Annotated in this window: 10 protein-coding genes and 1 tRNA gene; 8 read left to right on the forward strand and 3 right to left on the reverse strand. The window is 35.9% G+C overall.

Annotated elements, in window-relative coordinates:
* Nucleotides 1-1,612, forward strand: a 1,612-nt coding sequence (locus ACS8MM_RS00065) for a hypothetical protein (protein ID WP_379711745.1), incomplete at its 5' end; no start/stop codon positions are given.
* A gap of 66 nt (nt 1,613-1,678) precedes the next feature.
* Here ACS8MM_RS00065 and ACS8MM_RS00070 read toward each other — a convergent pair.
* Nucleotides 1,679-2,818 carry an acyl-CoA dehydrogenase gene (locus ACS8MM_RS00070; RefSeq protein ID WP_379711748.1) on the reverse strand — a complete coding sequence of 380 codons (1,140 nt, stop codon included), beginning with the start codon at nt 2,816-2,818 and terminating at the stop codon, nt 1,679-1,681.
* 91 nt (nt 2,819-2,909) lie between these two features.
* On the opposite strand from ACS8MM_RS00070, the gene ACS8MM_RS00075 reads away from it, so the two are divergent.
* The 5 genes from ACS8MM_RS00075 to ACS8MM_RS00095 all read left to right on the forward strand — a co-directional run bounded on the left by ACS8MM_RS00075 (nt 2,910) and on the right by ACS8MM_RS00095 (nt 7,912).
* The gene (locus ACS8MM_RS00075) at nt 2,910-3,980 is read left to right on the forward strand and encodes an anhydro-N-acetylmuramic acid kinase (protein WP_379711751.1); all 1,071 of its coding nucleotides are present in this window, start codon (nt 2,910-2,912) and stop codon (nt 3,978-3,980) included.
* Nucleotides 3,981-4,052: 72 nt separating this feature from the next.
* Complete coding sequence (locus tag ACS8MM_RS00080; protein ID WP_379711754.1) at nt 4,053-4,628, forward strand: chalcone isomerase family protein; 576 nt, start codon at nt 4,053-4,055, stop codon at nt 4,626-4,628.
* Nucleotides 4,629-4,732: 104 nt separating this feature from the next.
* Nucleotides 4,733-5,959: a Glu/Leu/Phe/Val dehydrogenase dimerization domain-containing protein gene (locus ACS8MM_RS00085; RefSeq protein ID WP_379711757.1), complete on the forward strand. Its 1,227-nt coding sequence runs from the start codon at nt 4,733-4,735 to the stop codon at nt 5,957-5,959.
* A gap of 76 nt (nt 5,960-6,035) precedes the next feature.
* A complete protein-coding gene (locus ACS8MM_RS00090; protein ID WP_379711760.1) occupies nt 6,036-6,953 on the forward strand; it encodes an energy transducer TonB in 918 nt (305 codons plus the stop codon).
* 2 nt (nt 6,954-6,955) lie between these two features.
* Nucleotides 6,956-7,912, forward strand: coding sequence for a hypothetical protein (locus tag ACS8MM_RS00095; RefSeq protein ID WP_379711763.1), 957 nt, complete (start codon nt 6,956-6,958; stop codon nt 7,910-7,912).
* Between the two features lie 160 nt (nt 7,913-8,072).
* Here ACS8MM_RS00095 and ACS8MM_RS00100 read toward each other — a convergent pair whose 3' ends face one another.
* Together ACS8MM_RS00100 and ACS8MM_RS00105 are read right to left on the reverse strand one after the other, a co-directional pair.
* Nucleotides 8,073-8,471: an ExbD/TolR family protein gene (locus tag ACS8MM_RS00100; protein ID WP_379711765.1), complete on the reverse strand. Its 399-nt coding sequence runs from the start codon at nt 8,469-8,471 to the stop codon at nt 8,073-8,075.
* The gene (locus ACS8MM_RS00105; RefSeq protein ID WP_379711768.1) at nt 8,452-9,165 is read right to left on the reverse strand and encodes a MotA/TolQ/ExbB proton channel family protein; all 714 of its coding nucleotides are present in this window, start codon (nt 9,163-9,165) and stop codon (nt 8,452-8,454) included. The genes ACS8MM_RS00100 and ACS8MM_RS00105 overlap by 20 nt, the downstream gene beginning before the upstream one ends.
* A 132-nt stretch (nt 9,166-9,297) precedes the next feature.
* Here ACS8MM_RS00105 and ACS8MM_RS00110 point away from each other — a divergent pair, with 132 nt between their 5' ends.
* Together ACS8MM_RS00110 and ACS8MM_RS00115 are read left to right on the forward strand one after the other, a co-directional pair.
* Nucleotides 9,298-10,512: a bifunctional folylpolyglutamate synthase/dihydrofolate synthase gene (locus ACS8MM_RS00110; RefSeq protein ID WP_379711771.1), complete on the forward strand. Its 1,215-nt coding sequence runs from the start codon at nt 9,298-9,300 to the stop codon at nt 10,510-10,512.
* A 69-nt stretch (nt 10,513-10,581) separates the two neighbouring features.
* Nucleotides 10,582-10,656, forward strand: a tRNA-Val gene (locus ACS8MM_RS00115).
* Nucleotide 10,657: the final 1 nt, after the last annotated feature.

The raw sequence follows: 10,657 nt of genomic DNA on the forward strand, positions 1-10,657 counted from the left end.
AGATCCTAGAGTGGCTCCAAGATTGTGTGATGGCGGAGTAGTAAATGTTACCTATAGCATCGCTGATAACTGTAGTCGAGATAGCGTTAGTGCCAGCTTTACCTTGAATGGTGAAGCCGACGTTGATGTTGCTGGTCCAGGTAATTCATCTACTAGTCAATGTGACTATGCAGATCAAGCTGCTGTAGATGCTGCATTTGCTGCGTGGTTAGCTCAATTCCAAACTTTAAACGATGGTTGTGGTGCAGTAGCTGAATTTAGTGGCGATCCTAGAGTAGCTCCGAGATTGTGTGATGGTGGAACAGTAAATGTTACCTATCGCATCGCTGATAACTGTAGTCGAGATAGTGCAAGTGCTAGCTTTATTCTAAATGCCGCAGAAGAGCTTACTATTACATGTCCTCCGAATGTTGATTTAACATGTAGTCAAGATCCGAAAACTGAATTTGATGCATGGATAGCTACCTTCGGTTTCACAGGTGGTTGTAGCCCAATTGCAACGGATTTATCTTCTTATACATTGCCTAAACCAGGTCAATCAGTTACAATAACATATGAGGTTAGTGATAATTGTGATACTGAATCGTGTACGGTTACTTTTAAAGTGCCAGAATGTAGCGAAGTACATTGTACCTATACTCAAGGTTATTATGGAGAATTAAATGGTTCTGCTTGTACACCTGATGGACAACCAACTTATGATCATCAAATCATGATTAACGCAATTAATCAAGCTGGTGGTGCATTTGATTTTGGTAGTACTGGAACGGGTAATTACTTTACGTTGAAAGCTTCTGATGTGTATGGTAATTCAGACCCAACGCAAAATAATGTGTTTGTAATGCTTCCAGGTGGAGGTAATCCAAGAGCATTAGTTGGATTTGCTACCTATGATCAGTATTCTACTTGGTCTGATGATGATCCATTAAGAGCTTCAGGCTCAAATAAAGGACGTATTAATAACAATTTGTTGAGTCAAACTATGACGATGTTCTTTAACTTATCATTAGATTCAGGTTTAGGTGACGTTGTTTTAGAGAAAAAATTCGCTACAGCTGATGTAGCGTGTGGAAGTGAAATTCCGGATCCTAGAACATACACAGAGTTTGCTATATCAAATACTGTAATTAACTACTTAAATGCGAATTATGCAGGCGGCGCAACAGTTGCAAATCTGTTTATTTTGGCCAATAAAGCATTAGGTGGTGAAAACATTGGAAGTTTAACACATTCTGATATTAATGGTGCAGTTGATGCTATCAATAGAGGATATGATGGTTGTAGAATTAAAGTAAGACTAAATACAAGTTCTTTAACTCTTACAACTAGCGTGGTTAGTCCTATTGTAGATGAACCGGTATTTACTGCTTATCCAATTCCTTTCAAAGATATCTTGAATATTAAATACGATTTCGATTATACTTCGGATGTGAAAATTCAGATATTTGATACGAAAGGTTCACTATTGATGACAGAAAGTGATACAGATGCTTATCCTAACAAAGAAATTTCAATCCGACCTTCATTCAATAGAGGTGATGGACAATTGTTCTTTGTGAAATTGATTACCAATAGAGGAGTAAGTATTAAAAAAGTTATCTCCCAAAAATAAATAGTTTCATTTAAAAAAGAAAGTCCTCCCAAACGGGAGGACTTTTGTTTTGATATCTGATATATTTTACTTTACTAAACCTCTTGAAATTACAATACGTTGAATTTCAGAAGTTCCTTCGTAAATCTGAGTAATTTTAGAATCCCTCATCATTCTTTCAACATGATATTCAGCAACATACCCGTTACCACCATGAATTTGAACAGCATCATTAGCTACTTCTAAAGCAACCTCAGAAGCATACAATTTAGCCATAGCTCCAGAATGAGCAATATCTAAACCTTGATCTTTTTCCGCGGCAGCCTTATGTACTAACAAACGAGCAGCAGTAGTTTTTACATGCATATCTGCTAATTTGAATGCAATTGCCTGGTGTTGGAAAATTGGTTTACCAAAAGCAACGCGTTCTTGAGCATATTTTAAAGCCAATTCGTAAGAACCTTGTGCAATTCCTAATGCTTGAGAAGCAATTCCAATTCTACCTCCATTTAAAGTTGACATTGCGAAAGCAAACCCAAAACCATCTTCACCAATTCTATTTTCTTTTGGAACTTTTACATCATTAAATAATAATGTGTGTGTATCAGAACCACGAATACCCATTTTCTTTTCTTTTGGACCAACTTCAAAACCTGGCATCCCTTTTTCAACAATAAGCACATTAATTCCTTTGTGTCCTTTTGAAGCATCAGTTTGTGCAATTACAAGATAGGTAGAAGCAGTTCCACCATTAGTAATCCAGTTTTTAGTACCATTTAATAAATAATGGTCGCCCATGTCAATTGCTGTAGTTCTTTGCGAAGTTGCATCAGAACCAGCTTCAGGTTCAGATAAACAAAACGCTCCAATAACTTCACCTTTTGCTAACGGAGTTAAATATTTTATTTTTTGCTCTTCTGTACCATATTTCTCTAAACCTGCACAAACCAAAGAGTTGTTTACAGACATGATAACTGCAGCAGAAGCATCAATCTTCGCTATTTCCTCCATCGCTAATACGTAAGAAACGCTGTCTAAACCTGCACCACCATATTTCGGATCAACCATCATTCCCAAAAATCCTAATTCAGCCATTTTTTTAACTTGCTCAGTTGGGAAAATAGAATGTTCGTCTCTTTCAATAACTCCAGGTAACAATTCACTTTGAGCGAAATCTTTCGCTGCTTGTTGAATCATCAATTGTTCTTCGCTTAAAGTAAAGTTCATCTTATTTTGTAATTTTGTTTAATGAATTTTTAAAGTTCCCAAAGATAGACAATTATACCAATTTTTCAAGTAGAATGATTAATTTTAACCCATGTTAAAACAGAAGTACAACGTTGTAGGAGTAATGTCGGGCACTTCGCTTGACGGCGTCGATTTAAGTCATGTTCGATTTACTATAGAAGATGGAAAATGGAGTTTTGAAATTCAAGAAAGTGAAACTGTTGCTTATGAAGAACAACTGATAAAACAACTCAAAGAAGCGGTTGATTATCCTAAAAATGAACTGGACAATCTGAATCAAAAATATACTGAAATTCTAGGTGAAATAATACGTGATTTTATTGCCAAACACCATCTCAAAGATCTAGATGCCGTATGCAGCCACGGTCATACTATTTTACATCAGCCACAAAACGGATTCACACTTCAAATTGGAAATTTGCCCAATATTGCGACTATAGTTAAAGAAAAAGTTATTTGTGACTTCAGGGTTCAGGATGTGAAATTAGGTGGTCAGGGAGCGCCTTTAGTTCCTATTGGTGATCGAATTTTATTCTCGGAATATGACTATTGTCTTAATTTAGGAGGTTTCTCTAATGTTTCTTTTGAACAAAATGGAAAACGTTTGGCTTTTGATATTTCCCCGGTGAATACAGTTTTGAATTTTTATGCAAATCAACTAGGTTTCGCCTATGACAATAAAGGTGAAGTTTCGCGTAATGGAACCGTTTCAGAGGAGTTATTGGCCGAATTGAATCAATTGGAATTCTACCAAAAATCATATCCAAAATCACTCGGTTTTGAATTTGTAAAAACTATAATTTTTCCGATAATCGAAAAGTATCCAATCACTATAGAAGATAAATTGAGAACATTTACAGAACATATCGCAGTACAAATAAGGGATGCATTTTCGTACAAAAAAGGAAGACTATTGGTCACTGGTGGCGGTGTTTACAATGATTTTTTAATTGAAAGAATGCAATTTCATCTTCCGGAAATGCAAATTCAAATACCTAACAGAAAAATAATTGAATTTAAAGAAGCATTAATTTTTGCATTATTAGGAGTCTTAAGGCTTAGAAATGAGGTGAATGTGCTCTCAAGTGTAACTGGAGCTAAGTCGGATCATTGTTCAGGCACGGTTTTTGATAACAAATGAAAATAATTTTTAACGATTAGCTTTCAGATGTTTAATAAAAGAAGTACTTTTGCACACCCTAAAAATACAACAATGAAAAGAAAAATTTTAATGACATTATTAGTGGTAATGTCTAGCTTCGTATCACAAGCACAAACACAATTTGAACAAGATGGTGTAACAATCCCAAGAACTATCGAAGTTCAAAAGAAATCTCTACAACTTAACGGTTACGGAACAAGATCAAAAGCATGGATTGATGTTTATGTTCAAGCGTTATATCTTTCTCAATTGTCTCAAGATGCAGCATATATTTTAGAAAGTGATGCAGATATGGCAATTCGCATTCAAATTACTTCTAAATTGGTTACTTCTCACAAATTGACTAAAAACATGGAAAATGGTTTTGAAAAATCTTGTGGAACCAATTTGGCTGCAATGCAACCTAAAATTGACATGTTAAAGTCAATGTTAGCGGATAAAATTGTTGAAAAAGATGTTTTTGTATTGGCTTACAATACGTTAGAAGATGCTGTTTTTGTTTATAAAAATGACCAATTAAAAGGTAAAATCCCTGGATTGGACTTCAAAAAAGCATTATTCGGTATCTGGTTGGCTGAAAGCCCAGCTGATAAAGATTTAAAAGAAGAGTTGTTAGGTAAAAAATAACAATTTTTACATAAAATAAACTGAATAACTTCCTTAAAGCTATTTTTAAGGAAGTTATTTTTTTTAAATTTGCCCAACTTTTAAAAATACACAACACTAAAACCATGAAAGAGCTTTTAAAGAAATTTGAAAATAAAGAACCAGAAGTAGTATTCCATTGGAAAGATCCAGAAACGGATGCAGAAGGATGGACAGTTATCAACTCATTAAGAGGCGGAGCAGCTGGAGGAGGAACTCGTATGCGCAAAGGTTTGGATATGAACGAGGTTTTGTCTTTGGCAAAAACGATGGAAGTTAAATTTTCGGTTTCTGGACCAGCTATCGGTGGTGCAAAATCAGGAATCAATTTTGATCCTGCCGATCCAAGAAAGCAAGGTGTTTTGCAACGTTGGTACAAAGCGGTTTCTCCTTTGTTAAAAAGTTACTACGGGACTGGAGGTGATTTGAACGTTGATGAAATTCATGAAGTGATTCCAATGACAGAAGAATGTGGTGTTTGGCATCCGCAAGAAGGTGTTTTTAATGGACATTTTAAACCAACTGAGGCAGATAAAATCAACCGTATCGGGCAATTACGTCAAGGTGTAGTGAAAGTGATTGAAAATACCACTTTCTCACCGGATATTGCCAGAAAATATACAGTAGCCGATATGATTACCGGTTATGGTGTTGCTCAGGCTGTACGTCATTTTTATGATATTTACGGTGGATCGGTTGTTGGTAAAAAAGCTATCGTTCAAGGTTTTGGGAATGTAGGTTCTGCAGCTGCTTTTTATTTAGCTGAAATGGGAGCCAAAGTTGTTGGTATCATTGATAGAGATGGTGGTGTGATTAATGAAAATGGATTCTCTTTTGAAGAAATCAGAAACTTATTCCTAAACAAAGACGGAAATAAATTAGTGGCTAATACTATGATTCTTTTTGAGGAAATCAATGCTAAAATTTGGTCTATTGGTGCAGAGGTATTCGCTCCTTGTGCAGCTTCACGTTTGGTTACCAAAGAACAAGTAGATAATATGATAGCTTCTGGATTGGAAGTGATTTCTTGTGGAGCTAACGTTCCTTTCGCGGATAAAGAAATTTTCTTCGGTCCGATTATGGAAGATGTAGATAGTAAAGTGAGTTTAATTCCTGACTTTATTTCAAATTGTGGTATGGCACGAGTGTTTGCTTACTTCATGGAGAAGAAAGTGCAAATGACAGACGAAGCTATCTTTAATGATACATCAGATATCATCAAAAAAGCAATCGAAAAAACGCATGCCGCGGGAACTGATAAAAAGAACATCAGTGCAAGAGCATTTGAAATAGCCTTGAAACAATTGGTATAATTATTGCATTTTAGTTCTTAAACATAACAAAAAAATAGTATTTTCGTTACTATTAGTGTTACTAAGAACAATTACGATGCAAACATTAGAATTATCAGCAAAAGAAAAGAGAAAATCATTGGTTTTGACACTTGTGATTTACGCTTTGTTTTTGCTGATTTTGTTTTTTATACGATTTTGGCCTCCCAATAATGACAAAGATTTAGCTATGTTAGCTGGCGGAGGTGGAGGTGGAGGTGTTACCATCAATTTCGGAAACAGTGACTTTGGTTCAGGTAAAGATTTTCAAAGTGAGGAGCTGGATGTGAAAACGGTAAAGGCTGTGGCATCTCAATCCGAACCCGAGGAGGATATTATTTCAGGGGAAGCTGATGATAATGAGGTGGTAAATATTCCCAAAAAAACGAATCCAGTAAAAGTTACTAAACCGAAAGTCAAAATAGACCCGAAACCGGTTGCCGAAACAAAACCTAAAGTGAATAAAAACACCAATGATGCTTTATCAAGTATTTTAGGCGGTTCCAAAAAAGGTGGTGATGGTGACGATTCGCGTTCCGGAAATAAAGGAAAAACCAACGGAAGCTTAGGCTCCAATGACTACTACGGGAGCGGTGGCTCCGGAGGAGGAACAGGTGGTGGTACTGGTACCGGAAACGGAACGGGTACTGGAAGTGGTTCTGGATCGGGTTCAGGTGGTGGTTCGGGAAGCGGAAGCGGTGGAGGAATTGGGTATTCTTTAGGAAATAGAAAAGCCTTGTCAAAACCACAACCGAGATATACATGTAATGAAGAAGGGCGTGTGGCAGTTAGGGTAACCGTTGATAAAAATGGAAATACCATTGCAGCCGAACCAGGTGTGAAAGGAACAACGAATACAGCAGGTTGTTTGTTGCAGCAGGCTAAGATTGCTGCTATGAATACCAAATGGCAGGCAAGTTCAGACGCACCGGATAGACAAATTGGAAATATTGTTTATAACTTCAGTTTGAATTAAGAATGAAAAAAATATTTTCATTCTTTTTCGTATTTCTAAGTGTTGGTTTTTCAGCACAGAACACCTTTAGTGCTTCAGATATGGACAAAATCAGAAAGATTTCCCAAATGGTTGATCATACTGATGAGCATCTTTTTAAAAATGAATTTGAAAAAACATTTTATTATCAGAAAAATAAAAAATCAGTTATTGATTTAAAAAAAGAGGACATTTTTTATGCTGAATATTGCTTGGGGAAAGAGAAGAATGGAAGCATTGTTTTTATCTCTAAAAAAGTAATTTCTGATGAAAATTCTTCGGGATATCTTGCGAAAAGTTATTTCAATACCAAAGGACATTTGGTCGCATATATCGTGGAAAGAAATGAGAAAGAAGGATCAAAAGAATATAGTGTTAAGAATTTGATTTATTTTGAAGAAAATTCGACAGTTTTAAGGGAAAAGGATTATTATTATCTCAACGGTAAGATTAGTTATGGGCCAAATCATATTTATAGGACTGGTGCAGTTTCTCCATACGAATTGACACTCTATAATTTTTTTTCAGTAAATGCTTTTATAGGAATTAAAAAATCAGATTTTATTTATTCCCGATTGGCTAATCCCGTTGGTTCGGGTTCTGGTTATGGATCAGGTAATGGTTCCGGAAGCAGAAGCGGTGGTAGTCTTGCGTATGCTTTAGGTAATCGAAAAGTTTTAGTAAAACGACCACTGGACTACACCTGTAAAGAAGAAGGAAAGGTTGTTGTGCAGGTTACGGTGGATAAAAGTGGAAATACTATTAGTGCAATTGCGGGTATAAAGGGAACCACAAATAACACCCCTTGTCTATTAGAACAAGCAAAACGTGCAGCTTTGAATACCAAATGGCAGGCAAGTGCTGATGCTCCGGATAAACAGATTGGTAAAATAACCTACAATTTTAGCCAGAACAAATTATTTGAGCTTTTAAATAATTAAAAACCGACTACAATTAGTCGGTTTTTTTATGCGATGATTGTCTTTTTGAATGAATGACTCCTTTTTAGAGGTGTGAGGGATCGAAGCATTTGTTTGAGCTCTTTTGTCCGCCAGGCAAAAAGCGAGTGCGGAGAGCCCGACCCAAAGGGGCACACCCAAATTATTTTGATGCACTTGTGGCAATAACAAATTTTAAATTGTTTTTCACGCCAATTTGCAATACATCTACCAAATCCTGGACTTGTAAATTGTAAGGAATGCGTACTACAACAGCTTGTTCTTTATTATCACCAATCTTTGCTAAAAGTTCGGCTTCTAGTTTGTCAAAAGGAACTTCCTGTTTGTCTAAGAAAAAGCGTTTTTCTTCTGTTACCGATAAACTGATGAGTTGTTTATTGGTTTTTTCATTGTTTTTCGCTTTCGGCAACGTCATTTTAATCACATTCGGATTGGCTAATGTCGATATAATCAAAAAGAACAAAAGCAAGAAAAACATGATGTCGCTCAATGAACTCGTTGCGACTTCCGCTTCGAATCGTTTATTTCGTCTTATCGGCATTGGGTCTCTGGATTATGTTAACAAATTCCAATACGTGACGTTGCATATTCAACGAATAATTGTCAATCATACTGTTGTATAAGTGATATCCTGAATAGGCTACAATACCTACAATCAATCCGGCACCACTACTGATCATCTTTTCATATAAACCTCCTGAAATATTTCCGATACTGATGTTTTCAGTCACCGAAATACTGTAGAAAATTTTAATTACCCCGGAAATCGTTCCAATGAATCCTAAGGTTGGTGCAATACCGGCAATTAATCCTAATATGGCCAATTTCTTCTCCATTTCACCAATTTCGATATTGGCTACTTTTTCCATATTGGACTCGATTTCGGCAATGGGTCTTCCAATTGTTTGAATTCCTTCCTTAATCACGTTTGCAGAAGCTGCACCGTCTCTTTCAGCAGCAGTAATGGCTAAATCAATACTTCCGTTATTCAAATGGGTACGAATATCTTTTAATAAATGAGGATCGTGTTTAGTTGCTTTTTTGATGTACAAATACCGCTCGATAATGATGTATATTGTGTAAAATAATAAGGCAGCAATAGGAATTAGGAAAAATCCGCCTTTGAAAATAAATTCTAATACTGATATTTCATTGTCTTTAGCAATGTTTTGTACCACGGCACCAGTTGCTTGGGCGATGGTATCGTTTTGGGTTTGTAATAAAAATCCAATCATAAGGAAATTGTTGTAATTTATTGTAAAAATAGTTTCAATTTTGCAATAAAGATAATTGTCTGTAAAGTATTAAACTAAAAAATAACCGATTTATTTTATTGCTATATTTTTTATAGCCAAAACCGTTCCAAAATGAATTATAATGAAACAATAGCGTGGATGTTTGCCCAGTTGCCTATGTATCAACAACAAGGAGCATCAGCTTATAAAAAGGATTTAACGAATACATTGCTTTTGGCGAAACATTTAGGAAATCCTGAGGATAAATTGAAAACAATTCATGTAGCGGGAACCAATGGAAAAGGTTCTACTTCTTCGATGATTGCTTCTGTATTACAGGAAGCTGGGTATAAGGTAGGTTTGTATACTTCACCACATTTGAAAGATTTCAGAGAGCGAATTAAAATTAATGGTTCGATGATTTCTGAAGAATTTATTGTTGACTTTATAGCTAAAAACCACTCTTTTTTTTATGAGAACAGCTTGAGTTTTTTTGAAATGACTGTCGGTTTGGCTTTTGATTATTTTGTGAAAGAAGAAGTAGATGTAGCTGTAATTGAAGTAGGAATGGGTGGAAGGTTGGATTCTACTAATATTATAACACCTTTGGTTTCGATAATTACCAATATTGGTTTTGATCATATGCAATTTCTTGGAAATACTATAGAAGCGATTGCTTTTGAGAAAGCAGGTATCATTAAACCGGGTATTCCTGTTGTGATTGGGGAATATACTTCGGAAACGAAAGCGGTCTTTTTGAATAAAGCCGAAGAGTGCAGTTCGGAGATTTATTTTGCTTCTGATTTGATTTTGGAAGATTATCCTTGTGGATTGCTAGGCGATTATCAATTCCATAATAAAAAGTCTGTAGTGCAGACTATACGAGTCGTAAGGGATCAATTGTCGGTTTCAGAGGATCAGTTAAAAGCAGGTTTAATGAATGTAGTAGAAAATACTGGTTTGTTAGGGCGTTGGCAGCAATTGCAATCGAATCCGAAAGTGATTTGTGATACGGCACACAACAGCCACGGACTTAAAATTGTGTTGAATCAGATTCAAAAGGAAAATTTTGAGCGACTGCATATAGTTTTAGGTGTGGTTAACGATAAAGATTTGGAAGATATTTTGCCTTTATTTCCCAAAAATGCCCACTATTACTTCTGTAAACCGAATGTTCCGCGTGGATTGGATAAAAATATTTTAAAAAATGTTGCAAAAAGTTTCGGTTTGAATGGTTTGGTATGTGATTCGGTATCAGAAGCTTATAAAAGTGCTTTGTTGGAATCTAAAGAAAATGACTTCATTTACATAGGCGGAAGTACATTTGTTGTTGCAGAAATTGTGTAAATAATTTTGCAGAAGTAAAAAATACCTTTATATTTGCACCCACAATATCGGAAACGATATATGATAAAAGGGCGATTAGCTCAGCTGGTTCAGAGCACCTCGTTTACACCGAGGGGGTCGGGGGTTCGAACCCCTCATCGCCCAC

The sequence above is a fragment of the Flavobacterium sp. MAHUQ-57 genome (assembly GCF_051908335.1).
GTDB lineage: Bacteria > Bacteroidota > Bacteroidia > Flavobacteriales > Flavobacteriaceae > Flavobacterium.

What these genes read in the sequence shown, in the direction of transcription:
- ACS8MM_RS00070 (WP_379711748.1), bottom strand. Translation starts at nt 2,818, where the DNA reads ATGAACTTTACTTTAAGCGAAGAACAATTGATGATTCAACAAGCAGCG.
- ACS8MM_RS00075 (WP_379711751.1), top strand. Translation starts at nt 2,910, where the DNA reads ATGTTAAAACAGAAGTACAACGTTGTAGGAGTAATGTCGGGCACTTCG.
- ACS8MM_RS00080 (WP_379711754.1), top strand. Translation starts at nt 4,053, where the DNA reads ATGAAAAGAAAAATTTTAATGACATTATTAGTGGTAATGTCTAGCTTC.
- ACS8MM_RS00085 (WP_379711757.1), top strand. Translation starts at nt 4,733, where the DNA reads ATGAAAGAGCTTTTAAAGAAATTTGAAAATAAAGAACCAGAAGTAGTA.
- ACS8MM_RS00090 (WP_379711760.1), top strand. Translation starts at nt 6,036, where the DNA reads ATGCAAACATTAGAATTATCAGCAAAAGAAAAGAGAAAATCATTGGTT.
- ACS8MM_RS00095 (WP_379711763.1), top strand. Translation starts at nt 6,956, where the DNA reads ATGAAAAAAATATTTTCATTCTTTTTCGTATTTCTAAGTGTTGGTTTT.
- ACS8MM_RS00100 (WP_379711765.1), bottom strand. Translation starts at nt 8,471, where the DNA reads ATGCCGATAAGACGAAATAAACGATTCGAAGCGGAAGTCGCAACGAGT.
- ACS8MM_RS00105 (WP_379711768.1), bottom strand. Translation starts at nt 9,165, where the DNA reads ATGATTGGATTTTTATTACAAACCCAAAACGATACCATCGCCCAAGCA.
- ACS8MM_RS00110 (WP_379711771.1), top strand. Translation starts at nt 9,298, where the DNA reads ATGAATTATAATGAAACAATAGCGTGGATGTTTGCCCAGTTGCCTATG.